This is a genomic window from Actinomadura sp. J1-007 (assembly GCF_009793335.1).
Classification (GTDB): Bacteria; Actinomycetota; Actinomycetes; order Streptosporangiales; family Streptosporangiaceae; genus Spirillospora; species Spirillospora yumaensis.
This window is the reverse complement of the sequence record NZ_WING01000001.1, coordinates 4,700,950-4,726,683: the sequence shown is the minus strand read 5'-3', so window position 1 is coordinate 4,726,683 and position 25,734 is coordinate 4,700,950. Positions and strand designations below refer to the sequence as shown.

General features: G+C 72.8%; 27 protein-coding genes and 1 tRNA gene. 4 read left to right on the top strand and 24 right to left on the bottom strand.

The features are described from left to right. Nucleotides 1-11: 11 nt before the first annotated feature. The 9 genes from GEV43_RS21410 to GEV43_RS21370 all read right to left on the bottom strand — a co-directional run bounded on the left by GEV43_RS21410 (nucleotide 12) and on the right by GEV43_RS21370 (nucleotide 6,268). The gene (locus GEV43_RS21410) at nucleotides 12-830 is read right to left on the bottom strand and encodes a F0F1 ATP synthase subunit delta (RefSeq protein ID WP_160822197.1); all 819 of its coding nucleotides are present in this window, start codon (nucleotides 828-830) and stop codon (nucleotides 12-14) included. Next, nucleotides 827-1,396, bottom strand: a complete 570-nt coding sequence (locus GEV43_RS21405) for a F0F1 ATP synthase subunit B (RefSeq protein ID WP_160822196.1) — start codon at nucleotides 1,394-1,396, stop codon at nucleotides 827-829. Before GEV43_RS21405 ends, GEV43_RS21410 begins: the two co-directional genes overlap by 4 nt. A 39-nt stretch (nucleotides 1,397-1,435) precedes the next feature. Next, nucleotides 1,436-1,681: an ATP synthase F0 subunit C gene (gene atpE / locus GEV43_RS21400; protein WP_160822195.1), complete on the bottom strand. Its 246-nt coding sequence runs from the start codon at nucleotides 1,679-1,681 to the stop codon at nucleotides 1,436-1,438. A 71-nt stretch (nucleotides 1,682-1,752) separates the two neighbouring features. Further along, nucleotides 1,753-2,562, bottom strand: coding sequence for a F0F1 ATP synthase subunit A (gene atpB, locus GEV43_RS21395; protein WP_160822194.1), 810 nt, complete (start codon nucleotides 2,560-2,562; stop codon nucleotides 1,753-1,755). 160 nt (nucleotides 2,563-2,722) lie between these two features. Then, nucleotides 2,723-2,956, bottom strand: a complete 234-nt coding sequence (locus GEV43_RS21390) for an AtpZ/AtpI family protein (RefSeq protein WP_160822193.1) — start codon at nucleotides 2,954-2,956, stop codon at nucleotides 2,723-2,725. 81 nt (nucleotides 2,957-3,037) lie between these two features. Continuing rightward, the gene (locus GEV43_RS21385; protein WP_160822192.1) at nucleotides 3,038-3,466 is read right to left on the bottom strand and encodes a hypothetical protein; all 429 of its coding nucleotides are present in this window, start codon (nucleotides 3,464-3,466) and stop codon (nucleotides 3,038-3,040) included. A 195-nt stretch (nucleotides 3,467-3,661) separates the two neighbouring features. After that, on the bottom strand, nucleotides 3,662-5,095 hold the full coding sequence (locus GEV43_RS21380; RefSeq protein ID WP_309239755.1) for an MraY family glycosyltransferase: 1,434 nt from the start codon (nucleotides 5,093-5,095) through the stop codon (nucleotides 3,662-3,664). A gap of 106 nt (nucleotides 5,096-5,201) precedes the next feature. After that, on the bottom strand, nucleotides 5,202-5,558 hold the full coding sequence (locus GEV43_RS21375; protein ID WP_160822191.1) for a hypothetical protein: 357 nt from the start codon (nucleotides 5,556-5,558) through the stop codon (nucleotides 5,202-5,204). Then, nucleotides 5,555-6,268 carry a DUF2207 domain-containing protein gene (locus GEV43_RS21370; RefSeq protein ID WP_160822190.1) on the bottom strand — a complete coding sequence of 238 codons (714 nt, stop codon included), beginning with the start codon at nucleotides 6,266-6,268 and terminating at the stop codon, nucleotides 5,555-5,557. The genes GEV43_RS21375 and GEV43_RS21370 overlap by 4 nt, the downstream gene beginning before the upstream one ends. Nucleotides 6,269-6,410: 142 nt before the next feature. Here GEV43_RS21370 and GEV43_RS21365 point away from each other — a divergent pair, with 142 nt between their 5' ends. The 3 genes from GEV43_RS21365 to GEV43_RS21355 all read left to right on the top strand — a co-directional run bounded on the left by GEV43_RS21365 (nucleotide 6,411) and on the right by GEV43_RS21355 (nucleotide 9,232). Continuing rightward, nucleotides 6,411-8,447 (top strand): histidine kinase, encoded by a 2,037-nt coding sequence (locus tag GEV43_RS21365; protein WP_160822189.1) that lies wholly within the window; start codon nucleotides 6,411-6,413, stop codon nucleotides 8,445-8,447. Nucleotides 8,448-8,720: 273 nt separating this feature from the next. Then, complete coding sequence (locus tag GEV43_RS21360) at nucleotides 8,721-8,900, top strand: hypothetical protein (RefSeq protein ID WP_160822188.1); 180 nt, start codon at nucleotides 8,721-8,723, stop codon at nucleotides 8,898-8,900. A 32-nt stretch (nucleotides 8,901-8,932) separates the two neighbouring features. Then, complete coding sequence (locus tag GEV43_RS21355) at nucleotides 8,933-9,232, top strand: hypothetical protein (protein ID WP_160822187.1); 300 nt, start codon at nucleotides 8,933-8,935, stop codon at nucleotides 9,230-9,232. A 164-nt stretch (nucleotides 9,233-9,396) separates the two neighbouring features. On the opposite strand, the gene GEV43_RS21350 is transcribed toward GEV43_RS21355, so the two are convergent. The 15 genes from GEV43_RS21350 to GEV43_RS21280 form a co-directional block, all read right to left on the bottom strand. Continuing rightward, nucleotides 9,397-10,086, bottom strand: a complete 690-nt coding sequence (locus GEV43_RS21350; protein WP_160822186.1) for a hypothetical protein — start codon at nucleotides 10,084-10,086, stop codon at nucleotides 9,397-9,399. Next, the gene (locus GEV43_RS21345; protein ID WP_160822185.1) at nucleotides 10,083-10,463 is read right to left on the bottom strand and encodes a PadR family transcriptional regulator; all 381 of its coding nucleotides are present in this window, start codon (nucleotides 10,461-10,463) and stop codon (nucleotides 10,083-10,085) included. Before GEV43_RS21345 ends, GEV43_RS21350 begins: the two co-directional genes overlap by 4 nt. A gap of 82 nt (nucleotides 10,464-10,545) precedes the next feature. Further along, on the bottom strand, nucleotides 10,546-11,319 hold the full coding sequence (locus GEV43_RS21340; protein WP_160822184.1) for an L-threonylcarbamoyladenylate synthase: 774 nt from the start codon (nucleotides 11,317-11,319) through the stop codon (nucleotides 10,546-10,548). 72 nt (nucleotides 11,320-11,391) lie between these two features. Then, the gene (gene prmC / locus GEV43_RS21335) at nucleotides 11,392-12,252 is read right to left on the bottom strand and encodes a peptide chain release factor N(5)-glutamine methyltransferase (RefSeq protein WP_160822183.1); all 861 of its coding nucleotides are present in this window, start codon (nucleotides 12,250-12,252) and stop codon (nucleotides 11,392-11,394) included. Further along, nucleotides 12,249-13,310, bottom strand: coding sequence for a peptide chain release factor 1 (prfA, locus tag GEV43_RS21330; RefSeq protein ID WP_160822182.1), 1,062 nt, complete (start codon nucleotides 13,308-13,310; stop codon nucleotides 12,249-12,251). The genes prmC and prfA overlap by 4 nt, the downstream gene beginning before the upstream one ends. Nucleotides 13,311-13,422: 112 nt before the next feature. Next, on the bottom strand, nucleotides 13,423-13,641 hold the full coding sequence (rpmE, locus tag GEV43_RS21325; protein ID WP_160822181.1) for a 50S ribosomal protein L31: 219 nt from the start codon (nucleotides 13,639-13,641) through the stop codon (nucleotides 13,423-13,425). A 187-nt stretch (nucleotides 13,642-13,828) separates the two neighbouring features. Further along, the gene (locus GEV43_RS21320; RefSeq protein WP_160822180.1) at nucleotides 13,829-14,482 is read right to left on the bottom strand and encodes a response regulator transcription factor; all 654 of its coding nucleotides are present in this window, start codon (nucleotides 14,480-14,482) and stop codon (nucleotides 13,829-13,831) included. Nucleotides 14,483-14,587: 105 nt separating this feature from the next. Continuing rightward, nucleotides 14,588-16,354, bottom strand: a complete 1,767-nt coding sequence (locus tag GEV43_RS21315) for a sensor histidine kinase (protein ID WP_309239754.1) — start codon at nucleotides 16,352-16,354, stop codon at nucleotides 14,588-14,590. A 228-nt stretch (nucleotides 16,355-16,582) separates the two neighbouring features. Further along, nucleotides 16,583-18,559, bottom strand: coding sequence for a transcription termination factor Rho (gene rho / locus GEV43_RS21310; protein WP_160822179.1), 1,977 nt, complete (start codon nucleotides 18,557-18,559; stop codon nucleotides 16,583-16,585). Nucleotides 18,560-19,127: 568 nt separating this feature from the next. Next, the gene (gene thrB, locus GEV43_RS21305) at nucleotides 19,128-20,162 is read right to left on the bottom strand and encodes a homoserine kinase (RefSeq protein WP_160822178.1); all 1,035 of its coding nucleotides are present in this window, start codon (nucleotides 20,160-20,162) and stop codon (nucleotides 19,128-19,130) included. Nucleotides 20,163-20,170: 8 nt separating this feature from the next. Next, nucleotides 20,171-21,268, bottom strand: coding sequence for a threonine synthase (gene thrC, locus GEV43_RS21300; protein ID WP_160822177.1), 1,098 nt, complete (start codon nucleotides 21,266-21,268; stop codon nucleotides 20,171-20,173). Between the two features lie 394 nt (nucleotides 21,269-21,662). Beyond that, nucleotides 21,663-22,964, bottom strand: a complete 1,302-nt coding sequence (locus GEV43_RS21295; RefSeq protein ID WP_160822176.1) for a homoserine dehydrogenase — start codon at nucleotides 22,962-22,964, stop codon at nucleotides 21,663-21,665. Continuing rightward, nucleotides 22,961-24,349 (bottom strand): diaminopimelate decarboxylase, encoded by a 1,389-nt coding sequence (gene lysA / locus GEV43_RS21290; RefSeq protein WP_160822175.1) that lies wholly within the window; start codon nucleotides 24,347-24,349, stop codon nucleotides 22,961-22,963. Before lysA ends, GEV43_RS21295 begins: the two co-directional genes overlap by 4 nt. Next, complete coding sequence (locus tag GEV43_RS21285) at nucleotides 24,346-24,786, bottom strand: DALR anticodon-binding domain-containing protein (RefSeq protein ID WP_160822174.1); 441 nt, start codon at nucleotides 24,784-24,786, stop codon at nucleotides 24,346-24,348. Before GEV43_RS21285 ends, lysA begins: the two co-directional genes overlap by 4 nt. A gap of 258 nt (nucleotides 24,787-25,044) precedes the next feature. After that, a complete protein-coding gene (locus tag GEV43_RS21280; RefSeq protein ID WP_160824687.1) occupies nucleotides 25,045-25,407 on the bottom strand; it encodes a response regulator transcription factor in 363 nt (120 codons plus the stop codon). Between the two features lie 129 nt (nucleotides 25,408-25,536). Here GEV43_RS21280 and GEV43_RS21275 point away from each other — a divergent pair. Beyond that, a tRNA-Arg gene (locus GEV43_RS21275) sits at nucleotides 25,537-25,608 on the top strand. Nucleotides 25,609-25,734 lie beyond the last annotated feature (126 nt).

The following is a 25,734-nucleotide window of genomic DNA, read 5'->3' as shown; positions in this document are numbered from 1 at the left end:
CTCGTCGGTCGTCAGCTCGCGAGCCGCCGGCGGACGTCGTCCAGCCGCCCGGCGATCGTGCCGTCGATGATCTCGTCCCCGATCTGGATGGACAGGCCGCCCACCGTCGCCGGGTCGATCTCGATGTTCAGGTGTACCTCGTGGCCGTAGGCGGCGGCGAGCACCGCGCCGAGCCGGGTGCGCTGCGCCTCGGTCAGCTCGACCGGCGTGCGCACCAGCGCGACCAGGCGCTCGCGCCGCTGGGCGACGAGCTTGCCGTACTCGGCGAGCCCGCCTTCCAGGCTACGTCCCCGCGGGCGCAGCACCAGCTCGGTGACCAGCACCAGCGCGGCGGGCGTCACCTTGCCCTCCAGCAGGGCGTTCAGCAGGCCCTGCCGCCGGTCGGCCGGCAGCCCGGGCCCCGACAGCGCCCCGCGCAGCGCGGGCTCGCCCTCGATGACCCGGGAGAACCGGAACAGCTCGTCCTCCAGGTCGTCGATGCGCCCGTCGGCCTCGGCGCGGGCGGCCTCGGCGGTGACCGCGAGGGTCTCCACCGCGTCCGACAGCTCCGAGGGCTTCGACCAGCGCAGCCGGACGACATCGGCGACCAGCCCGAGAGCGGCCGGGGAGACCTTGCCCTCCAGCAGCGCCTGGACCAGCCCGGCCTTGTCGGCGCCGTCCCGCGCCGGGTCGGAGACCGCCCGCCGCAGGCCGTGCTCGCGGTCGATCAGGTTCAGCACCGAGAACAGGTCGCCGCCGAGGACCGCGAGGTCCGCCGTGGGGAGAACCGCCTCCAGGCGCTCCCCCGCCTCGGCCATCGACGCCCTGCTCACCGCTCCCGTGATGGTCATGATGAGATCTGCTCCTGGCTGCGGGCGCGGCCTTCGAGCTCCTCAAGGAACCGGTCGACCACGCGGCTCTGCCGGGCGCTGTCCTCCAGGGACTCGCCCACCACGCGCCCGGCCAGCTCGACCGACAGCGCGCCGACCTCGCTGCGCAGCGAGGCCAGGGCCTGCTGCCGTTCGGCCTCGATGTCGGCCTTGGCGGCCTCGCGGATGCGGTTGGCCTCGGCCTGGGCCTGCTCCTTCATCTCCGCGATGATCGCGGCGCCCTGCTCCTCGGCCTTCTTGCGCAGGCTGGACGCCTCGAGCTGGGCCTCGCGCAGCTTGGCCCGGTACTGCTCCAGGGTCTCCTTGGCCTCGTCCTGCGCCGCCTCGGCACGCTTGAGCCCGCCCTCGATCGCGTCCGTGCGCTCCTCAAGGGTCTTGCGGATCGCCGGAACGAACTTCCAGCCGACCAGGATGAGCACGATCGCGAACGCGATCGTGCCGAAGATCAGCTCGGCGGTGTCGGGCGCAAGCGGCTTGTATTCCTCTGTCTCCTGAGCCACGACCGCCGCGGCGAGCAGGTTGGTCATGAGGGTTCCGCCTTCCTGTCAGCAGTTCGCAGGGGCGGTTTACTTGTGCACGAACGGCACGACGAAACCGATGAGGGCGAGCGCCTCGGTGAGCGCGAAGCCCAGGAGCATGTTCTGGCGGATGACGTTGGTCAGCTCCGGCTGGCGGGCGATGGCCTGCACGCCCTGGCCGAAGATGATGCCCACGCCGATACCGGGGCCGATGGCGGCCAGGCCGTACGCGACGGCACCGAGGCTGCCGGTGACCTTGTCGTCGCCGGCGAGGACCATGGCTTCAGCGAGCATGTGCTCTTTCCTTTTCACTCGACCGGTGGGGTCGCCCACCGGAGGGCTTGCGTTGCGGGTGTTGGTCCGGGTCAGTGCTCAGGGTGCAGCGCGCCGCCGATGTAGGAGGCGGCGAGCAGGACGAAGATGAACGCCTGCAGGCTCTGCACGAAGATCTCGAACGCGGTCATGATGATCGTCATCACGAAGCCGACAAGGCCGACACCCGCCCCGAGGGCGGTGAGCTTCTCGGCGAGGAACCACCAGGACACGGTGGCGAAGAAGGCGATCAGCAGGTGCCCGGCGAACATGTTCGCGAAGAGCCGGATCGCGTGGGTGAACGGCCGCAGGATGATGTTCGACAGCAGCTCGATCGGGGCGAGGATGATGTAGAGCGCCTTGGGCAGTCCCGGCGGGAACATCATGTTCTTGAAATAACCGACGAGTCCCTGGTGCTTGATGCTCAGGAAGAGCATCATCACGTACACCACCAGGGCGAGCACGATGGGCAGGGCGATGTGGGAGGTGGCCGGGAGCTGGAGCACCGGCACGACGCCCGCCAGGTTCATCAGCAGGACGAAGAAGAACGTGGAGAACAGGAACGGCATCCAGCGGTCGCCGTCCTTGCCGATCATCGGCCGGGCCACCTGGTCGCGTACGAACAGGTAGCCGATCTCGCCGATGTTCTGGACGCCGCGCGGGACCAGCTTGGGGTTGCCGAACGCCTTCCAGGAGAAGGCGATCACCACGATCGCGGCGAGCGCGACGATCAGCAGGGGCTTGGTGAACCAGTCGAGCCACGCGGGACCGTCCGGGAACAGCGGGCCCCAGTCGAAGATGTGGAGACCGGGGGCCTCGAACTCATCTCCGCTCCCAGAGGCGAGGAGGTGCGGCGCGCTCACGCGGCAGTCCCTTCGTCAGTGACACTGCAGGTCAGTCGTACTACTCAGGCTCGGTGGTGCTACTTCGTTCGGTGCTCGGTCGGTGCTTCACTGCCTCGCGCGCCCGAGGGCGGCGCGGTCAACGCAAGATCATCGCTGGTCCTCGCCGCCGGCCGCGCCGTCAGGAGCGGCCGTAGCGGTGGTAGACCAGGTAGAGCGCGAGAGCGAGGCCCACCAGGACTCCGGCGGGGAACAGCGCCGAGGTGCCCAGCCAGCGGTCCAGCAGCCAGCCGAGGCCGCCGTAGACGGCCATCCCGCTGAGTATGTAGCTCGGGATCGCCCAGGCGGCGTTGGCGAAGCCTCGGTGGTCCGACTCGTCGGACCCCGGACCGGGCCGGTGCCCCTCCTCGCTCATCGCAGGACGGACCATAGCAGGCCACCCCCCTGATGGTCATATTGGAGTAGTCCATTACCGCCACGGTCGCCCACGGTGACATCACGGGCTCCGGTCGGCGCTGACGCGGGGGCTCTCCACCCGGTCCAGCTCGATGGCCTTGATCTTCAGGGAGGCGCGGATCTCCGCGCCGATCCAGACGAGGGTGAGGGCGATCACCGACCAGGCGAACGCCTCGGAGTTCCAGGCGGTGACGTCCTGGAAGAGCGCCACCAGCGCGAACATCACGAACAGCTTGGTGATGTAGCTGAACACGGCGGCGGCGAACATCATCTGCGGCGACACCTTGGCGGCGTAGCTCACCGCGACGACGCTGATGGAGAAGAAGGCGAGCACGACGATCGCGCCGATGGCGGCACCCAGCGCCCCTTTAGCCCCGCCGAGCGGCAGGCCGACCAGAACGGCGGCGATGCCTGCGAGACCGGAAGGGATCGCGGCGCCGCGGAGGATCCGGGCGTCGGAAGGTTGCATGAGGGCTCCGGCTGGTCACGTTCAGTGTTCGGCTCTTGTTCGTGAAAGGTATCACAAGCGTCCGGATTGTCCACAATTACCCTATAGGTAATGCCCCGGCGGGCCGCAAGCGCCCCCGGGTTACACGGACTTTAGCCCAGGTCAGAGGCCGTGTCGGGGTGAACGGCCCGGACGCGCCGCGATCGGCCGGTCGCTCTAAGCGCCCCGCCCGTACCCGCCCGGACGCGTCGGATCGCCCGCCTGCGGGTGCGTCCCGTCCGGCCGCGCGTACTCCCCGGCCTGCGAGAACCCGTCCGGCCGGGACGCGCCGCCCTGCGCCGCGCGGTCGCCGGGGCGCTCGGCGCGACGTCCGGGCGCCGCGCGGTGGGCGCCGTCGCCGGGGCGGAACGGCTGCGCGGGCGGAACGGTCTCGACCGCGTCGCCGGGGACCGGCGCGGGCATCGGCGCGGCGGCGGGCGTCGCGCCGGACCCGGCGACGGACGCGCCCGCGGGCGCGGACGCCGCGGCGCCCGCGGCGTTCGCGGCGGCGGCCGCGCGGCGGCGGCCCGAGCCGGCGAGCATCAGCACCAGCCCGGCGACGATGACCAGCGCCATGACGCTGCCGACGATGAGCTCGGCGTCGGTCAGCGCGAGCGCGACCACGCCGGACGCCAGCAGCCCCACCCAGAAGTACATGATCAGCACCGCGCGCCGGGTCGAGTGGCCGAGCTCCAGCAGCCGGTGGTGCAGGTGCTGCTTGTCGGGCGCGAACGGCGAGCGGCCCTGGTTCGTCCGGCGCCAGACCGCGAGCAGCATGTCCAGGAACGGCACGGCCGCGACCGCCGGGACCAGCAGGATCGGCACGTAGAAGGGGAACTGGCCCTTGCTCAGCATCGCGGTGTCGAACTGCCCGGTCAGCATGATCGTCGCGGCGCTGAGCAGCAGCCCGATGAGCATCGACCCGGTGTCGCCCATGAAGATCCGCGCCGGGTTGAAGTTGTGCGGCAGGAACCCCGCGCAGATCCCGACGAGGACGGCGGCGGTCAGCGTCGCGCCGCTGAGCGTGGCGACGCCGTTGGCCTTGGACAGCAGGTAGCCGTAGGAGAACAGGGCGAGCGCGGCGATCCCGACGACGCCGGCCGCGAGCCCGTCGAGGCCGTCGATGAAGTTCACCGCGTTGATCGTGGCGACCACGATGAACACGGTCACCGGCACCCCGTACGCGGGCGGCAGCGACACCGTGTCGCCGCTCGGCAGCGGGATCGCGTAGATCTGGATGCCCTGCATGATGAAGATGCCGGCCGCCGCGACCTGCCCGGCGAACTTGGTCAGCGCGTCCACGCCCCAGCGGTCGTCGGCGATCCCGACCAGCACGATCAGCCCGCCCGACAGCAGCAGCGCCTTGATCACGCCGACGTCGCTGGTCGCCAGGACCTTGCGCATCTCGGGCAGCCCGCTCGCGACCACCAGCGCCGCGACCATGCCGCCGAACATCGCGAGGCCGCCCAGCCGGGGCGTCGGGATGACGTGCACGTCGCGGTCGCGGGGCACGGCCTGCGCGCCGAACCAGACGGCGAACCTGCGCACGGCGGGGGTCAGCAGGTAGGCGACGAGGGCGGCGACGAGGATCGTGAGCAGGTATTCCCGCACTCGCCCTACGCCTCCCTTCGCCGGCCACGCCTACCCGGGTGAACGCGCGACGCGGCCGTTCCGTTCACGGCGGGACGTCCCGATCTCCGGTGGCGCCCGGACAACTCTATTCCTCCCACCGGGTGTCCGTTGCGCCTTGGGCCCCGTTCCTCCCGGCGCACACCGCTCCCGCCCCCACGATCGCCAACGCCAGGCCCATGAGGCACAGGTCCCCCAGTGAGAACGCCCACGGCCCGTGCGCGACCGCGTCGTCGGCGGCGTCGGCCGCCACCAGGACCGCCCCCGCCCCGATCATCACCGCCCCCACGCGGCGTCCGGGCGGGCGCCGCGCCACCGCCGCGACCGCCCCGAGGGCCAGCGCGAGCGCGGTGGTGCCCTGCCACGTCGCGTCCCAGTGCGGGCTGGCGTAGACGGGCGGCGGGACGGCGACCGCCCCCTTCGGCAGCTTGACCCTGACCGTCATGCCCTCGTGCGGGCGCAGCCCCGCTGGGTGAAGTCGATCGCGTACGGGCCGTCCCGGTCGCGCAGGCACGGCACCGTCGCGGGCGGCTCCCCGGCCCGGCACGTCGCGCGCCGCAGCGGGACGGGCGCCTCGACCCGCGCGGCGGCCTCGCCGATCGGCACGTCCCAGCCGGTGCCGAGCGCGTCCCAGGTCAGCTCGTCGTGGCCGGAGTAGGGGGTGAACGCCCCGCCGACCTCGTACTCGATCACGTACGCCTGCCGCCCGCGCACCTTGCGGTGCCGGTCGCCCACGCTGATCTGCACGTCGTGCAGCAGGTGCAGCGTCTTCGCGCGCGCGGGCGCGCCCGTGGAGGAGCTCGTCCGGACGTCGCGGATCGCGAACAGGCGGTTGCGGTCGCGGTACCGGACGCGCCGCACGATGCCGTGCTCGCCGTTCCGGTCGAAGTCGTAGGTGATCGTCTCCCTGACCCGCAGGACGCCGTCCGGCCGGATCGTCAGGACCACGTCGTACGTCGGGATCCGTTCGCCGTCGATGTCGAACGCCGGCCCGGCCGCGTCCCGCGCGGGCGTGCGCGCCGTGCCTTCCGCGCGCGCGGAAGGCGCGGCGGACATCAGCAGCAGAAGGGTGAGCAGGGCGAGCGCGGCGGCCGGCAGCAGCGACCCGCCCGCCGCGGCCACCGGCCCCCGGGCCCTGGCACGCACTTCAGGCATGGTTCCACCGTTGGAGGCGATCCGTCCGCGTAACGAACGGATTACCTTCCGCAGTCCATCGTCGTTCTCCGCTCAGCTCAGGTCCCCTGTCCCGGAAACCCACCATAAGGTCGTTCCGTGTAATCGATCGGGGGACGACACGATGAGCGGGGGCTCCGAGCAGACCGTCCCGGCCGGGGGGCCGCGGGGCGGGGAGATCGCGGGACCGCCGGGCCAGGGCCCGGCGCGGTGGCCGAGCGTGGCGGATTTCGCCGTGCCGGCCGTTCTGGCGTGCGCGCAGCTCTTCGGCACCTGGCTGCTGACGTCGGTCGCGAGCACGCCGCTCGGCGACCGCCAGTGGATGGGCCTGACGGGCTGCGTGATCGCCTCGTGCCTCGCGCTGATCTGGCGCCGCGCCGCGCCGGGGCCGGTGCTCGCGGCGACGGTCGCGCTCAGCGCGGTGGGACTGCTGATCGTCCAGCGCACCGACACGCTGGCGGCGGGGATCACCGACGGCGTCGCGCTGTACTCGCTCGCCGTGCACCGGGGCGGGCGGACGGCGCTGGCGGGGGGCCTCGCGGCGTTCGGCGTCGCGTTCGCGACCGCGCTGCCGCTGGAGCAGGGCCTCGGCGACCTGCTGGTCAACGAGACCGTCAACGTGGTGTTCTACCTCGCGATCACCGCGCTCGGCCAGCTCCGCCGCCAGTACACCGAGCGCCGCCGCCGGATCGCCGAGCAGCTCGCGCGGACCGAGCACGAGCGCCGGGCCGCGGCGGGCACCGAGCGCGAACGGCTCGCCCGCGACCTGCACGACGTCGCTGGCCACCATCTGAGCGCGGTCGTCGTCCACAGCGGCGCGGTCGCCCGCCTCGACGACCCGGATCTGACCGCGCGGGCGCTGACGGCCGCCGCCGACACCGGCAGGGACGTCCTGAAGGCCCTCAGCCGCCTCGTGGACGTGATGGGACCCGAGTCCGAGGACGGCGACCTCGACACGATGCTCCCGGCCCTCTGCGAGGGCCTCGCGCGCGTGGGCGTCCCCGTCTCCCTCGCCATCGAGGGCGCCCCGGCCGGGCCCCGCAGGCCGCTGCCGCTCGGGCGCGCCAAGCCCCTGCGCCCCGAGCTGCGGACGGCCGCGTACCGGATCGTCCAGGAGTCGCTGACCAACGCGATGCGGTACGCCTCGGGCGCGCCGGTCGCCGTCGAGGTCGCCCGCGTCCCCGGCGCGGTGGAGATCACCGTCGCCAACGAGGCGCCGCCCGAGGCCGACCCGGTGCCCTCGCTCGGCACCGGGCGCGGCATCGCCGGGATGCGCGAGCGCGCCGAGTCCGTCGGCGGCACCCTCACCGCGGGCCCGTCCGAGACCGGCGGCTGGACGGTCCGCGCCGTCCTGCCGACCTCGCCGGCCGGGCCCCGGCGCGGGCCGGGCTGGCCGGAGGTGCTCGACGGCTCCGTCGTGCTGCTCTGCGCTGCGCTGCCGCCGATCCTGGCGTTCACGCCGCCGGAGCCGATCCTGCGCGACTGGTCGCTCGGCGGAGCGGTGCTCGTGGTGGCCGCGCTGCTGCTGCGCGCCGTTCCCCTGTGGTGGCGGCGGCGTGCGCCCTGGACCTCGCTCGGCGCGCTGCTCGCGATCGACGTCGTGTGGGCCTGCACCACGAGCGTGTACTCCCCCGCCCTGGTCGGCCTGCTCGCCGTCGGCGCCATGGCCGAGATGGTCGCGGTCTACTCGGTCGCGGGGCACTCGCGTCCGGGCCGCTTCACGTGGCCCGCGCCGTTCGTCGCCGTCCTTCCCTGGACGCTCGCGTGGACGATCCTGATCTCCACCGACTCCGACTCCGCCGGGGGCAACGCCATCGTCCCGTTCGGGCTGCTCACCGGCGGCATGTTCGGCGCGCTCGTGCTGCTGCCGTTCTGGGCGTGGGGGCGCGCGGTCACCGGCCGGGGCCAGCGCTGGGAGGCCGCCGCGCTGCGCACCATGGCCGCCCGCGCCGGCGAGGCCGCCCTCGCCGAGCGCCACCGCGTCGCCCTCGGCCTGCGCGGGACGGTGCTCGACCACACCGCGCGGCTCGTCCGCACCGCCGAGGCGGGCCTCGCGGGCACCCCGGACGACGCCAAGGCGGCTCTCGCGGAGATCACCGGGCAGGCCCGCGCGGCGCTCCTCGACATGCGCGCCCTCCTCGACGCGCTCGAAGAACCGTGAGGGGCACCACACCGTTCGGCGCCGTTCCCGGCGAAGCCCTAAATGCCCGACTTCGGGCCGGGAATGGCGTTCCCGCGCGCCTTTGACGGGTTCTTTTCGGTGTCCCGCCCACCCCCGACTAGACCGTTGGATGCGCACCGTCCCTCGAAAGTTCGGATGTGGCGCCGATCACGTCCGTCCCTGGCCACGATCTAAGTCCGAGATAAAAATGATCTTGTCGTCCCTGCTAGGTTTGCGGAGCTAATTTCGTGAAACCAGAGCATGGAGGGACCTATGCGGCGTATCGCTGCAGTCGCCCTGGCCGCCGGCACCATGGTGTCCGGCATGGCCGCCCTGAGCGGGACCGCCCTCGCGGACGACGCCCCCGTCTCGGCGTCCACCAGCGGAGCGGCCACCACCGTGGCCCCCGCGCCCGCCTCCGGACCGGTCACGACGGCCGCCGCCCGCAAGTGAGCCCCGTACAACTCCTACGGCAACCTCTCCGCGTGGGGACGTACACCCGCAAGGGCGGCAGCACGTACGTGAGCGGCTACCTTCGCGACAGCAAGGCGAACGGCTGGACCGCCTGCGTGCGGTTCCTGTTCACCGAAGGCAAGAAGGGCTACTTCTCGCGTCACACCATCATGGCGCGCAGCTCCAAGGGGAGCTGGTACTACTACGACGGCAAGGCCACGGTCAAGATCTCGGCCAAGTCGTCGCTGAGCAGCCACCTGTACGTCCAGGAATGCGGCCGGAACAAGAAGACCGGCAAGTACCTCTACGGCAAGTCCAAGAAGCTCTTCTGAGCCACTGAGACGCAACGCGCCGTCTGACGCGCGAAGGGCCCCGCCACTCCCGGCGGGGCCCTTCGTACTTCCACCCCCAAGCCCCTGACCTGCACCAACACAACTCCGAAATCCCCCACCCACCATTTTCCCCTCCCCAAAGAACCCCAATTCCCCACGCCCACTCAGGCGGATTGGGCGGCCGGTTCGTTCGTGCGGGGGTTCTTTTTGGGGGTACGGATGGTTGCGAGGCGGGTCAGGGTTACGGTGGCGAGGATGGTCGCGACCGGGGCGGTCGTCTCTATGGCGAACGGGATCGGGCCGAACGGGTAGGCGTACGCCCTGGCCGCCAGGGCCGTGCCCGCGGCGGCGGCCAGGCCGGCCAGGGGGAGGACGACCGCGAGGGCGCGGAGCGTTCGTTGGCGGGCGGCGTCGGCGTGGAACCTGAGGACGGCCGACACCGCGGCGAGGACGCCCGCCCACGCGAACGCGCCGCTCAGGCCGTAGAGGGCGAACACCAGCCAGCCGGGCACGTCGAGCCCGGCCGGGTCACGGCCGAGAACTTCGGCCAGCGCTTCGCTCGACAGGCCGAAGACCATGAACAGGCCGGTCAGGGCGCCCGGCAGGCCGCCGAGCAGGGCCGCCGCCATGAGCCGCCCGGCGCGGGCGCGGACCGGGACGGCGCCGCGTTCGGACGCCCAGGCGCGCGCGAACCCGGCGGGGTCGCCGCCCACGTACGACTCGGGATCGCGGCCGTCCTCCCGGGCGGCGGCGAGATCGGCTTCGAGTTCGGCGGCCATCTCCGCCGCCACGTCCCGGGAGACGCCGATGCGCCGCCACGTCCGCCCGCACCTCTTGACGACCTTGTCCGTCACCGTACGATCCCTTCGTCGCTCACGGTCTCCGTCGCGGGGGCGACGCGGTCGAGCACGGCCGCGACGCCGCCGGTGAGCCTGGTCCACTCGCGCGACCACTCGTCCAGCGCGGAACGGCCCAGCTCGGTCGGCCGGTAGTACTTGCGCGCGGGGCCCTCGCCGCTCGGCACGAGGTACGACTCCACGAGCCCCTCGCGCTGGAGGCGTCCGAGGGCCGGGTAGATGGAACCGCCCGCGACCGCGTCGAGCCCCACCGCGTCGAGCCGCTGGGTCATCTCGTACCCGTACGCCGGCTCGTCGGCCACCACCGCGAGCAGGCAGAGATCGAGCACGCCCCGGAGCCACTGGCTGCGGCGCCGCCCACCGTCCACTGTCATGCACCGCAAGGTAGTGGCGCGGAGTCTTGCACCGCAAGATAGTCGGCCGCATGCGGCCCCGGCCGGGTCACGCGGCCGGGGCTCAGTCGGTCTTCGGGTCGTCCTTGGCGAGCGACGGCTCGGGGGCCGTCTCCTCCTTGACGAGGGACGGCTTGCCGGCGGCTTCCTCGCCCTTGGTCAGGGAGAGCTTCTCGGCGGGCTCCTCGTCGGCGTCGTCGGTGAGCAGGACGCCGACGATCGCGCGGATCTTGTCCTCGGGGACGGCGCCCGCGCGCAGCAGGCGAGGGACGGCGCCGGTGAGGTCGATGATCGTGGACGGGTCGCCGTTGCCGGAACGGCCGCCGTCGAGGTAGACGGCGATCGAGTCGCCGAGCATCTCCTCGGCGTCCGCCGCCGTGCGCGCCGCGGGGCGGCCGCTCAGGTTGGCGCTGCTGACCGCGAGCGGGCCGGTCTCCTTGAGCACTTCGACGGCCATCTCGTGCATCGGCATGCGGAGCGCGACGGTGCCCTTGGTGTCGCCGAGGTCCCACATCAGGTTCTGGTTGGCGCGGCAGACCAGCGTGAGCGCGCCCGGCCAGAACTCGTCGATCAGGTCCTGCCCGTACGTCCCGAGGTCCTCGACGAGGGCCGTGGCGGCCCGCACGGAGCCGACCAGGACGGGCGGGGGCACGTCCCTGCCGCGGCCCTTGGCGTCCAGGAGCGCGGACACGGCGGGCGGGATGAACGCGTCGGCGCCGACCCCGTACACCGTGTCGGTCGGCAGCACGATGAGCTCACCGCGCCGTACGGCGGAGACCGCGTCGGCGATCCCCCGGGTGCGCTCCATCGGCTCGGAGCAGTCATAACGTCGGCTCACGGTCGCCCGTCTTCCATCATGGAACTCTCTGGCAGGACCCAGGATATCCGCGCCCCGGACCGGGGCGGGGCGTCAGTCGGCGCCGAGCCGCGCGGTGACGAACCGGTCGCGGTTGGTCAGGTCGCGGCGGTTGCGCACGTCGCGCCAGCCGTTGTCCTCGGCGAAGATCCAGTAGACGCCGTTGCCCTGGAGGTCGCTGTGCTCGCAGGCGGCGTAGCCGCCGGGGCGCAGCAGCCGCCGCGCGGTGCGCTCGACCTGCCGGACCGCGTCGAGGCCGTCGTCGCCGCCGCCCCACAGCGCGTCGGCCGGGTCGTGGTCGCGGACGTCGCGCGGCACGTACTCCCACTCGCTCATCGGGATGTACGGCGGGTTGCTCACCACGAGGTCGACGGTGCCGTCGAGCTCGCCGAGCGCGGTGCCGAGGTCGCCGAGGTGCAGCCGGACGCGGCCCCGCTCGTCGAGCTCCTCGACGTTGCGGGTGGCGTGCACGAACGCCGTCGGGTCCTTCTCGACCGCGTGCACCCGGGCGCGCGGCGCCTCCTGCGCGATCGACAGCGCGATCGCGCCGGAACCGGTGCCGAGGTCGACCACGAGCGGGTCGCGCACGTCCATGTCGCGCAGCGTCTCCAGCGCCCAGCCGACCATCACCTCGGTCTCGGGCCGCGGGACGAACACGCCGGGCCCGACCTTCAGTTCGAGGTAGCGGAAGAACGCGCGGCCGGTGATGTGCTGGAGCGGCTCGCCCGCCTCGCGCCGCGCGACGTACTCCCAGAACAGGGCGTCGAACGCGCTGTCGGGCACGCTGTGCAGCTCCGAACGGTTGACCCGGTGCACGGCCGCGGCGAGCTCCTCGGCGTCGGCGCGGGGCGAGGCGGCCCCGGCGTCGGCCAGCCGCGCGGTCGCCCTGGCGATCTCGTCCAGCAGCAGATTCATGATCCTTGGGCTTCGGCCAGGCGGCGTTCCATGTCGGCGTCCACCAGGGCCTGGGTCACGTTGTGCAGGTCTCCGTCGAGCACCTGGTCGAGGTTGTAGGCCTTGAAGCCGACGCGGTGATCGGAGATCCGGTTCTCGGGGTAGTTGTAGGTGCGCACGCGTTCGGAGCGGTCGACGGTGCGGACCTGGCTCTTGCGCTCGGCCGCCGCCGCCGCGTCGGCCTCCTCCTGCGCCATCGCGAGGAGGCGGGACCGCAGGATGCGCAGGGCCTGCTCCTTGTTCTGGAGCTGGCTCTTCTCGTTCTGGCAGGAGACGACCACGCCCGTCGGTACGTGCGTGATGCGCACGGCCGAGTCGGTCGTGTTGACGCTCTGCCCGCCGGGGCCGGACGAGCGGTAGACGTCGATGCGCAGGTCGTTGGGGTCGATCTGGACGTCGACGTCCTCGGCCTCGGGGGTGACGAGCACGCCGGCGGCGCTGGTGTGGATGCGGCCCTGCGACTCGGTCACCGGGACCCGCTGGACGCGGTGGACGCCGCCCTCGTACTTCAGGCGCGTCCAGGCGCCGTCCTCCTGGCCGCGCGCCTTCACCGCGACCGTGACGTCCTTGTAGCCGCCGAGGTCGGACGGGTGCGCGTCGATGACCTCGGTCTTCCAGCCGACGCGCTCGGCGTAGCGCAGGTACATCCGCAGCAGGTCGCCGGCGAACAGGGCCGACTCCTCGCCGCCCTCGCCCGCCTTGATCTCCAGGATGACGTCCTTGCCGTCGTTGGGATCGCGCGGGACCAGGAGGCGGCGCAGCCGTTCCTCCAGGTCCTCGCGGCGCTTGTCGAGGTCGGCGGCCTCGGCGGCGAACGTCTCGTCCTCGCCGGCCAGCTCGCGCGCGGCGGCGAGGTCGTCCTCGGTGGCGGACAGCTCGCGGTAGGTCTCGACGATCGGGCGCAGCTCGGCGTAGCGCTTGCCGAGGCGCCGCGCCAGACTCTGGTCGGCGTGCACCGACGGGTCGGCGAGCCGTCCCTCGATGTCGGCGTATTCGCTGATGAGATCGTCGAGATTCACCGTGTGTCCTGGCCCGTTCCGGCCGCGTGGCCTCCGTGTTCCGGCTTCGGACGGCCCGGGGACCGTGGCAGTCCCCGGGCCGTCCCGCTTCGCTGTACGGCGTCCGTCGCGGCTACTTGCCGGCCTTCTTCTTGCCGAAGCGCTGCTCGAAGCGCGCGACCCGGCCGCCGGTGTCGAGGATCTTCTGCTTGCCCGTGTAGAACGGGTGGCAGTTGGAGCACACGTCGGCGTGGATCACGCCGTTGTCGGCGGTGCTGCGGGTCTCGAAGGTGTTGCCGCACGTGCACGTCACGGTCGTGACGACGTACGTCGGGTGGACGTCGGGCTTCATGGGGTCTCTCCTCGCCTTGGGGCGGTCGCCGGGCGCCCCCGGCCCGCACGGCGACGCCGTGGGAGATGTGGGAAGCGTGAACCGGTACCGCAGCGGTTGCACTCCAAGTGTGCCAGATACCCGAACGTGCCGAGGTCATCGGGCATTCCCGATCTTGTACGGGACGTACCGCCGCGGCCGGGCGGGCTCAGCCCTCGGCGCGGCCGAGGTAGGCGAGCACGGCCATCACGCGGCGGTGCCCGCCCTGGGCGGGCTGGAGGTCGAGCTTCATGAAGATGTTGGAGATGTGCTTCTCCACGGCGCCCTCGGTGACCACCAGGTCCTCGGCGATCGCGCCGTTCGAGCGGCCCTGGGCCATCAGCCCGAGCACCTCGTGCTCGCGGGGCGTCAGCGCGCGCAGCGGGTCGCCCGTCCGCCGCCGGCCGAGCAGCTGGCCGATCACCTCGGAGTCGATGACCGTCCCGCCCGCCGCGATGCGGCGCACGGCGTCGATGAACTCCGCGACATCGGCCACCCGCTCCTTGAGCAGGTAGCCGACGCCCTCCGCGCCGCCGCCGATCAGGTCGGTCGCGTACCGCTCCTCGACGTACTGCGACAGCACCAGGATCGGGGTGCCGGGCCGCCGCTCGCGCACCTGGAGCGCGGCGCGCAGGCCCTCGTCGGTGAACGAGGGCGGCATCCGGACGTCCACGATCGCGAGGTCGGGGGCGTGCTCCTCGACGATGCCGAGCAGTCCCGGGCCGTCGCCGACCGTCGCGACGGTCTCGATCCCGGCGTCGCCGAGCAGCCGGACGAGCCCTTCCCGCAACAGCACCGAATCCTCGGCGATCACTACCCGCATGCCCCCATTATCGGGGCCCCGCGGCGCCGGGACGCCCGGCGGCGAGGATCGGCGACCGCGCGGCCGGACGTACGGAGGCGCTGTCCGGGGGCGGCGCGGCGGGGGTCACCAGGTGCAGGGCAGGTCCGCGCGGATGATCGTCGGTCCTCCGGGCGGGCTGTCCACGATCAGCATCCCGTCGATCGTGGCGGCGCGGTCGGCCAGCCCGGCGAGGCCGCCCTCGGGGTTCGCGACCGCCCCGCCGACACCGTTGTCGATCACCTCGACCACGACCCAGGCGTCCTCGCGGGCGACGCGCACGGCGGCGCGGGTCGCGCGGGCGTACTTGGCGATGTTGGCGAGGGCCTCGGCGACGATGAAGTAGGCGATGCTCTCGACCGCCGCCGGAGGGCGCTCGGGCAGGTCCACGTCCACCTCGACGGGCACGGGGGCGCGCCCGGCCAGCCCGGACAGCGCCGGGTCCAGCCCCCGGTCGGTGAGGATCGCCGGGTAGATGCCCCGGGCGAGGTCGCGCAGCTCGGAGATCGCCTCCTTGGTGCCCGAGTGGGCCTGCTCGATCAGCGCCCGCGCGCCCTCCGGGTCCTCGTCGAGCTTGGCGCGGGCCCGGCCGATGTCCATGGCGACCGCGAGCAGCCGCTGCTGCGCCCCGTCGTGCAGGTCCCGCTCGATGCGGCGCCGCTCGAACTCCGCGGCGTCCACCCCGCGCGCCCGGCTGGCCCGGAGCTGCGCGGTCTTGGCGCGCAGGGCCTGGTTCTCGGCCTGCGAGCCGTTCGGGCCGAGGAGCAGCCTGGCCCACAGCGCGTGCCCGACCGCCATCGCCCGCGTCACGTACATGGCGAGGACGAGCAGGACGAGCCCGCCGACCGACACCGGCAGCGCCTCGAAGAAGTCGCCGGACCAGTACGAGACGTGCCCGAAGCTGATCTCCTTGCCGCCGTCCACCGCCACGATCACCGGCATGAACAGCAGGATGCCGACGGCGAGCCACAGCACCGCCGAGACCATCAGCTCCGCCACCGCGATGGGGAGCAGCAGCACGAGGTAGGCCAGGTCCTTCCAGGTGGCCGGGTCGACGGCCATGTCGCGCAGCTTGGCCAGCGGGTTGCGGCCCGGGCGCAGCGGCCGGTACGGGCTCGGGATCCGCACGCCGAACGCGGCCCGTACGAGCTGCCGTTCCAGCACGGCCCCGAACCGCCAGAGGAGCATCATCAGCGCCAGCAGCGGCAGCCCGACCCAGACGATCAGCGTCGCGAGCGACAGCGTCAGCCCGACCGCGAGGACCACGAACCAGCCGAGGCCCCACACGGCGCTGGTCGCGAGGTAGAGCGCGGACCGCCACGTGAGCGACGACCGCGCCATCGCCAGCGGCGTCCACGGGACGTCCAGGAGGCGCACCGGTCCGCGCCCCCGGCCGCCCGCCGCAACCGCACCGCCCGCAGGGCCCCCGCCCGCACCGCCACCGAGCCCCGCACCGCCGAGCCCCGCACCGCCGCCAGCGAAGCCCGCGCCTCCGGGGCCGGCGCCACCGCCGAGACCCGCGCCGCCGCCGAGGCCCGCGCCGCCGCCGAGGCCCGCGTCTCCGGGGCCGGCATCGCCGCCGAGGCCCGCGCTGCCCGCAGGAGCCCCGCCCGGGGCGGGGCCGAGCCCCGCGCCGCCGCCGAGACCAGCGCCGCCGCCGGCGAGGCCCGCGCCTCCAGGGCCGGCATCGCCGGCGAGGCCCGCGCTGCCGGGTTCCGCAGCGCCGGGGAGGCCGGCGGCGCCGGGGAGGCCCGCGGCGTCCGCGGCGTCCGCGCGGCTCGCGCTTCCGACGCCGGACGCGTCGTCTCCGTGGACTCCGCCGGCACCGGCCGGGGTCCTGTTCAGCTCGCCCACATCGTCCCTCCGTGGCCAGTCCTCCGTACGTACCCCAGCCTGCCCAGCGGAGGCCCCGGTCGCCATGCGGTCCCCTGCCGCTTCGTTGGTAGGGCTAACCCCACCCCGCGCCGGCGCCCGGCCGCCGGACGGCCCGCGAGAACCGGACGAGCACCGGGGACGGCAACGGGGCGGGGAACGGAACGGCCGCTGACGGGGTCCGTCAGCGGCCGTCGTCGGTCCGGTGGATCAGCGGTCGTCGGAGACCGTGGTCTTCTGGACCTGGAGCAGGAACTCGGCGTTGGACTTGGTCTCCTTCATCTTCTCGATGAGGAGTTCCAGCGCCTGCTGCGTGTCGAGCGCGTGCAGCACGCGGCGGAGCTGCCAGACGACCCGCAGCTCCTCGGGCGCCATGAGGATCTCCTCCTTGCGGGTGCTGGACTGGTCGACGTCCACCGCGGGGAAGATCCGCTTGTCGGCGAGGCTCCGGTTGAGCTTGAGCTCCATGTTGCCGGTGCCCTTGAACTCCTCGAAGATGACCTCGTCCATGCGGGACCCGGTCTCCACCAGCGCGGTGGCGAGGATGGTCAGCGAGCCGCCGTTCTCGATGTTGCGGGCCGCGCCGAAGAACCGCTTGGGCGGGTACAGCGCGGTCGAGTCGACACCGCCGGACAGGATGCGCCCGGACGCCGGCGCGGCCAGGTTGTAGGCCCGGCCGAGGCGGGTGATCGAGTCGAGCAGCACGACGACGTCGTGGCCGAGCTCGACCAGCCGCTTGGCGCGCTCGATGGCGAGCTCGGCGACCGTGGTGTGGTCCTCGGCGGGACGGTCGAAGGTCGAGTGGATGACCTCGCCCTTCACCGTCCGCTGCATGTCGGTGACCTCTTCCGGACGCTCGTCCACCAGGACGACCATCAGGTGGCACTCCGGGTTGTTCTTGGTGATCGCGTTGGCGATCGCCTGGAGCACCATGGTCTTGCCGGCCTTCGGCGGCGAGACGATCAGCCCGCGCTGGCCCTTGCCGATCGGCGACACCAGGTCGATGATCCGCGTGGTCAGGATGCCCGGGTCGGACTCCAGCCGCAGCCGCTCCTGCGGGTACAGCGGGGTCAGCTTGGAGAAGTCGACGCGGCCCTTGGCCTGGTCGGGCTCCATCCCGTTGACGGTGTCGAGGCGGACGAGCGCGTTGAACTTCTCGCGCCGCTCGCCCTCGCGCGCCTGCCGGACGGCGCCGGTGATGACGTCGCCCTTGCGCAGGCCGTTCTTGCGGACCTGCGCGAGCGAGACGTACACGTCGTTCGGGCCCGGCAGGTAGCCGGTGGTGCGGACGAACGCGTAGTTGTCGAGGATGTCGAGGATGCCCGCGACCGGGATGAGGACGTCGTCCTCGCTGATCACCGGCTCCTCGTAGCGCTCGCCGCGCCCGCCGCGCCCGCGGTTGCGCTCGCGGAACCGGCGCCCGCGCCGGCCCCTGCCGCCGCTCTCGTCGTCGTCGTTCTGGCCCCCGGCGTTCTGGCCGCCGCGCTGCCGTCCGCCCTGGTCGCCGCGGTCGCCCCGGTCGCCGCGGTCGCCGCGGTCCCGGTCACGGTCGCCGCGCTCGCCCCGGTCGCGGCCCTCGCCGCGCTCGCGGCTGCGCCCGCGCTGGCGCCCGCCGTCACGGCCGTCGCGCCCCTCGCGGCCGTCGCGGTTGCCGCCGTCGCGGCCGCCGCCCTGCTGCTCGCCGTCGTCGGTCTCGGCCCGGCCGTTCTGCTGCCGGTCGCCGCGCTCGGCGCGGCCGTCCGCCCCCTTGTCGGACGCGCGGCCGCCCTGCCTGCCGCCGCCCTTGTCCCCCTTGTCGGCGCGCTCGGCCCGCTCGGGCTTGTCGTTCCTGTCGGCGCGCTCGGTGCTCTCGGCCTTCTCGGCGCCGTCGCCGCGCGCGGCCTTGTCGGGCCGGTCGGCCTTCGCGGGCTTGTCGGCCGGGGCCGCCTGCTCGGTGGCGGCGGCGGACGGCGCGGCCTCGTCGATCGTCACCTGCTCGTCGGCCGGCTCGCGCTTGGCCGCGGCGCGGGTGCGGCGCGGGCGCTCGGTCTTCGGCGTGGCAGCGGCTCCCTGCTCGCCCCCGGCCGAGCCCTGCCCCTGGCCGCCCTGCTTCTCCTGGATGGCGGCGATGAGCTGGCTCTTGCGCATCCCGGTGGTGCCGGTGATGCCGAGGCTGGACGCGAGCGCCTTGAGCTCGGGCAGCACCATGGCCGACAGGCCCGTGCCCGTCCGGCGGCGCCGGGGGTGGTGGCACGCTCGGCGCCGGACTCGGCGGACTCGGCGCCTGGTGCCGTGCTGGATGCGTCCGTAAGGAGTTCGCTGGATTCGCTCACTAAGGGTCCTTCCCAGGGAGCGGGCTATGGCCGGCGTTCGGCCAGGCAACCCGGTAGTGCGGCCCGGCGGGGGCGCCGAGTCGGGCTCCGCTGATCACGATGGGGCCGCGATCTGCGATTTCTGGGCACAGCCAGATGGTGGACGGGACGGTTGGCTCGTACGTGTCCCCGGTTCCGCCACGTCCGAAGTTTCGCTGGAATGCCTGACAACGGAAAGTCACGGTGTCGGGGAGCCTGGTACGCGGGACCGACACGGCCGAAGGGCCGGACAGATGACGCGCGGCTGACGAGCACACGGGCCCGAACGGGGCATCTGGTGCGGCATTCAGCCTAACATCACCAGGGCACACTGCTATTCCCCAGAGGTCGATGTCTTGCCATTTTACCTAGCTGGATGGACGCACCTGGCCGGAGCGTCGCACCATCCCACCCCTGCGCGAACGTCAGGGGCGGGCCTCGGAACCGCCGTCCTGAACGAAGGCGCCATGGGGGGCGACGTCCAGCGGGTGTTTGTGCCACCCATTACCCACTTCCGGAGCCATCGAATCAACTTGTGATGCGGTTGTGAAGGCCAGGACAGTAGGACCTGCCCCGGAAATCACCGCGGGTACGCCCGCCGCGCGGAGCCGTTCGACGAGTCGCGCCGACTCGGGCATGGCGGGCGCGCGGTACCGCTGATGCAGCCGGTCCTCCGTCGCGTCCAGCAATGCCGCGGGATCGACGCCGGGCACCGTCAGCGCCGCGACGAGCAGCGCCGCCCGGCCCGCGTTGGCCGCGGCGTCGGCGTGCGGGACGGTCTCGGGCAGCAGCCCGCGGGCGCGCTCGGTGGCGAGGCGGTGCTCGGGAACGAACGCGACGACCCGCCTGACCTGCGGATCCAGTCGTACGAGCCGGGGCCCGCCGGGCGTCGTCCACGCGACGGTGAGGCCGCCGGCGAGGCACGGCGCGACGTTGTCGGGATGCCCCTCGATCTCCGTCGCGAGCCGCAGCGCGACGCCGTCGTCGAGCAGCCGGCCGTCCGGATGCAGGTGCCGCGCGGCGACGAGGCCCGCGACGATCGCGGCCGACGACGACCCGAGCCCGCGGCTGTGCGGGATGCGGTTGACGCACCGCAGCCGCAGTCCCCCGGGCTGGAACGGGCCCGTTCCGGCCAGTTCGCCGATCGCGTCGAACGCGCGGCGCAGCACCCTGACGATGAGGTGGCGCTCGCCGCGGTCGGCGACCTCCTCGCCCTCGCCCTCCACCTCGATGACCAGCCCGTCGCCGGTCAGCGCGATCTCGACGTCGTCGTACAGCGCCAGCGCGAGGCCGAGCGAGTCGAACCCGGGGCCGAGGTTGGCGCTGGTCGCCGGCGTCCGCACGAGGACCGTTCCCGCGCCGCCGCGCGCCGTCCCGCCGGGAGCCGCCGGGGCGGCCTCTGCGGACTGCGGCGCGGGTGCGGCGGGGGGTGCGGGCCCCGGGTCGTTCAGGCCGGTCATCGCGGCCCTCAGGCGAGGCCGAGGGCGGACGCGGCGGCCTGCGCGTCGACCTTGACCGTGGTCGGGGCGGGGGCGCCGGAGATGGCCCAGTCGGGGTCCTTGAGGCCGTTACCGGTCACGGTGCACACGACCTTCGTGCCGGCCCGGACGACGCCCCGCTCGCACGCCTGGAGCAGCCCGGCGACGCTCGCGGCCGAGGCGGGCTCCACGAACACGCCCTCCTCGCTCGCCAGCATCCGGTACGCGGCGAGGATCTGCCGGTCGGTGACCGAGTCGATCGCGCCGCCGGACTCGTCCCGCGCGGCGACGGCGAGGTCCCAGGACGCGGGGTTGCCGATCCGGATCGCGGTCGCGATGGTCTGCGGCTTCAGCACCGGCTCGCCCTTCACGAACGGCGCGGCGCCGCTCGCCTGGAAGCCGAGCATGCGCGGCGTCCTCGTCGCGACGGCCGGAAGGGGCGCGCCGCCGTGCGACGTGGCCGCGGCGGCGTACTCCTTGTAGCCCATCCAGTAGGCGGAGATGTTGCCCGCGTTGCCGACGGGCAGGCAGTGCACCTCCGGCGCGTCGCCGAGCGCGTCGACGATCTCGAACGCGGCGGTCTTCTGCCCCTGGAGCCGGTACTTGTTGACGGAGTTGACGAGCGCGACCGGGTAGTCGATCGACAGCTTGCGGGCCAGTTCGAGGCAGTCGTCGAAGTTGCCGTCCACCTGGAGCAGCCGCGCGCCGTGCACGAGCGCCTGCGCGAGCTTGCCCATGGCGATCTTGCCCTGCGGGACGAGCACGGCGCACGTCATCCCGGCCCGTACCGCGTAGGCGGCGGCGGACGCCGAGGTGTTGCCGGTGGACGCGCAGATGACGGCCTTCGCGCCGTCCTCGGCGGCCTTGCTGATCGCCATCGTCATCCCGCGGTCCTTGAACGAACCGGTCGGGTTGGCGCCCTCGACCTTGAGATGGACGTCACAGCCGGTGAGCTGGGAGATCCGTACGGCCGGGACGAGCGGCGTGCCGCCCTCCAGCAGGGTGACGACCGGCGTCCTCTCCGTCACCGGGAGCCGGTCGCGGTACTCCTGGATAAGGCCACGCCACGCGCGGGCGGTCGCGTTCACGTCGATCTCCTCAGATGACCTGCGGTGTTGTCCGGAATTCTAGGGCCCCGGCCCGTCCGCCTCGGACGGCCGGAAGGTGCGGCGGGCGACGGTCCGCACCCGTGGAGCGCGGCGCGGGACGCCGGTCCGCGCGCTGGAGGCGCGGCGCGGAGGATCGTTCTCCGCGCCCGGCACGTTCTGCGCGGAGGATCGTCTCCGCGTTCGACGCGGTCGGCGGGCGGTGCCGGGGGCCGTGTCGCGCGCTTCGTACGGCGCGGAGGGTCGCTCCTCGCCTTTCACGCCGGGCCGGGGTCGTCGCTCCCCGCCCCGTCCGGACGGTCGTGCCGTCCTGCCGAGCCGTCCTGTGCGCGCGGTGCGGCCGTCGCGCGCGGAGTGCCGCTGCCGCTGCGCGGGGTCAGTCCTCGCCTTCGACGCGCATCACGCTCGCGACCTCGCGGACGATGTCGAGGTTGCGCAGGCCCTCGACCGTCGAGGTCAGCGCCGCGTCGGGGGCGCGGTGGGTGACGACGACGAGCTGCGCGTCCTCGCCGAGGCCGACCTGGCGGACGGCCTGGATCGACACGCCGTGCCGGGCGAACTCCTCGGCGACCGTGGCGAGCACGCCGGAGCGGTCGGCCACGTCGAGCTGGATGTAGTAGCGCGTCACCGTCTCGCCCATCGGCAGGACGGGCAGCTTGGCGTACGTCACCTCGACCGGGCCGGGCGTACCGCCGCGCAGGTTGCGGGCGACGGCGACGAGGTCGCCGAGGATCGCGGACGCGGTCGGGGCGCCGCCCGCGCCCGCGCCGTAGAACATCAGCGAGCCCGCCGACTCGGCCTCCACGAACACCGCGTTGTACGCCTCGCGGACGCTGGCCAGCGGGTGCGAGCGCGGGATCATCGCCGGGTAGACGCGTACGGACACGCCCCGGCCGTTGCGCCCGCCCTCCTCGGGGACGCGCTCGCAGATGGCCAGCAGCTTGACCACGCAGTCCATCTCCTTGGCGCCGGCCACGTCCGCCGGGCTGACCTCGGTGATGCCCTCGCGGTGCACGTCCGCGGCGGTCACCGGGGTGTGGAACGCGAGCTGCGCCAGGATCGCGGCCTTGGCCGCCGCGTCGAAGCCCTCGACGTCGGCGGTCGGGTCGGCCTCGGCGTACCCGAGGGCCTGCGCCTCCTCCAGCGCCTCGCTGAACCCGGCGCCGTGCGCGTCCATCTGGTCGAGGATGTAGTTGGTCGTGCCGTTCACGATGCCGAGGACGCGCTGCACGTGGTCGCCGACGAGCGACTCGCGCAACGGCCGCAGCAGCGGGATCGCGCCCGCCACCGACGCCTCGTAGTAGAGGTCGGCGCCGTACTCGCGGGCGGCGGCGAACAGCGTCGCGCCGTCCTCGGCGAGCAGCGCCTTGTTGGCCGAGACGACGGACTTGCCGGACTTCATCGCCTCCAGCATGAGCGTGCGGGCGGGCTCGATGCCGCCGATCACCTCGATGACGATGTCCACGTCGTCGCGCGTGACCAGCGCCTGGGCGTCGGTGGTGAGCAACTCGCGGTCGACGCCCGCGCGGACCCGGTCGGGGCGCCGCACGGCGACCCCGGCCAGCTCCAGCGGGACGCCGACGCGCGCGGCCAGGTCGTCGGACTGCTCGTTCAGCAGCCGGACGACCTCGGTGCCGACGACGCCGCATCCGAGCAGCGCCACCCGCAACGGTTTCACGCTTCGACCTCCGCATCGAGCCGCAGCAGGTCCTCGTCGCTCTCCCGGCGGACGATGACCCGCGCCCCGCCGTCCCGCACCGCCACCACGGCGGGCTTCGGGACGTGGTTGTAGTTACTGGCCATTGAGCGACAGTACGCACCGGTGGCGGCCACCGCCACCAGGTCGCCCGCCGCGAGATCCTCGGGCAGCCACACGTCCCGAACGACGATATCCCCGCTCTCGCAGTGCTTGCCGACGAGCCTGCCGAGCGTGGCGTCCGCGCCGGACTCCCGGCTGGCGAGCACGCACGTGTACTCGGCGCCGTACAGGGCGGTCCGCAGGTTGTCGCTCATGCCGCCGTCGACGCTCACGTACGTCCGCAGGCCCTCGACGTCCTTGACGGTGCCGACCTCGTACAGGGTGATCCCGCCCGGCCCGATGATCGAGCGGCCCGGCTCCACCGTCAGGCGGGGCATGGCGAGCCCGTACGACCGGCACTCGCGGCCGACGATCTCGTGCAGCGAGTCGGCCAGCGCCTTCGGGTCGATCGGCTCGTCCCCGGGCAGGTAGGCGATGCCGTAGCCGCCGCCGAGGTCGAGCTCGGGAAGCTCAAGCCCGTGCTCGTCACGGATCGCCACGAGCAGTTCGGCCAGCCGGTGCGCCGCGACCTCGAACCCGTCGGCGTCGAAGATCTGCGAACCGATATGCGAGTGCAGCCCCACCAGTTCCAACTGCTTCAGGGCCAGAACGCGCCGGACGGCCTCCAGCGCCGCACCCGAACTCCGCGAGAAACCGAACTTCTGGTCGTCATGGGCGGTCGCGATGAATTCATGCGTGTGAGCCTCGACACCCGTCGTGACGCGCACCATCACCTTGGGCCGTACGCCCCGTTCCTGCGCCAGGTAGCCGAGCCGCGCGATCTCCTCGAACGAGTCGAGCACGATCCGTCCGACCCCGACTTCGAGGGCTCTGTCCAGTTCGGCGACCGACTTGTTGTTGCCGTGCAGCGTGATGCGTTCCGTAGGGAATCCCGCGGCCAACGCAACGGCCAGCTCTCCCCCGCTACACACGTCGAGCCCGAGCCCTTCCTCGTTCAGCCACCGCGCGACCGCGGTGCAGAGGAAAGCCTTTCCGGCGTAGTGCACGTCGCCGTCCGCGAAGGCCGCCGCGTACTCCCGCGCCCGCGTCCGCACATCGTCCTCGTCGTACACGTACAACGGCGTTCCGAATTCCTGGGCCAGGTCCCGCACATCGACGCCCGCCACCGTCATCGCCCCGTCCCTCCGGGCGCTGCGCGGCCAGATCAGCGGGTCCAGCTCGTTCAGGTCTTCCGCGGGCGGCAGCGGGTGGTCTTCGGGCAGTACGTCGGCGTGCCGGGGTCCGGCGGGGTGTACGCGGCTCATATTCGCTCTCTAGGGGTCTCACCGATCATCGTCAGGCCGTTTCCGATGGCGATGCGCGCGGCCCGCGCCAAAGCGACGCGCGCCCCGTGCACCGCCCTGGGTTTCTCGTCGCCCTTGGGCAGCGCCGGACAACGCTCATGCACATCGTGATAAGCGCGACCGAGCCGTTCGAGAAAGGACACGAAACCCCGGGCCTCCCCAGCGGCCCACCCGGGCATCTCCCCCAGCAGCCTGAGCAGTACGAGCTCGTCCCCCGCATAACCCTCCGGAGGACCGTTCTCCACACCCAGTTCCCCAGCGGCCCGCACGACCCACGCGGCCCGCGCATAGGCGAACCGCACCACGAATCCCGGATTGTCGAACGTCCGAGGCCGATCCGCCCAATAAACACCCTTGGCCACGTCCGCGACCCCATAGGACTCGTCCACGAGCGGCACCAGGGCCCCCTCAGGGCACCTCACCCGTACGAACCCCCGCGACGTGACGTCCCCCCGGACCCTCCGCGCGAGAACCCACGGATCGACCCGCAGCCTCAGCGCCACGGGCGATTCGTACACCCCGGCCCCCGTGCACCTGACGTCCACGGGAACCCTCGCGGGCACGGCGAGCTCCCCCTGCGCCGCGGCGTCTTCCACCGCGGCCGCGAGGGCGGCGCCCACCTCGGCTGGAGTCACCCTGGCGAGACTATCCGACCACTATCTGGACACGGCCGCGAGCTTGCGCACCGTCTGGATGAGCTGGTTGGGGTCGAACGGCTTGGTCACGTAGGCGTCCACGCCGATCTCGTGCCCCCGCCGCACATCGTGCTCCTGCGCCCGAGCCGTGATCATGACCACCCGGATGTGCCGCGTCCCCGGATCCTCCCGCAGCCGGCCGGCCGTCACCCACCCGTCGAGCCGCGGCATCATGACGTCCAGCGTGATCACGTCAGGCGCCACCTCGCCGACCCGTTCCAGGCAGTCCTGACCGTCCACGGCGGTGAACACCTCGAACCCCTCGAGCTGGAGGTTCACGGCGATGAGCTGGCGGATCACCTCGTCGTCGTCGACGACCAGCACGCGTCCCAGTGGCTCGGTCACGGCCACGAAGTTACCCCCCTCCACCCCACCACGCACGCCGAACACCGAGGTGCGCGCAACCCCCGCAACCCTGGTAGCCTTCATCTCGCGCCGCTCACCCCGGCGCACGCCCCCTTAGCTCAGGGGATAGAGCAACGGCCTCCGGAGCCGTGTGCGCAGGTTCGAATCCTGCAGGGGGCACCTCTCTGAGACCGCATACAAATCTTCGGATCGTGTGCGGGTTTCTGTGCCTTTAGAGCATTCTTCAACACCATTAGCTGGCCGGACAGGCTTCGGATGTGAGGTCACTTTGCAGTGCCCTTGTTG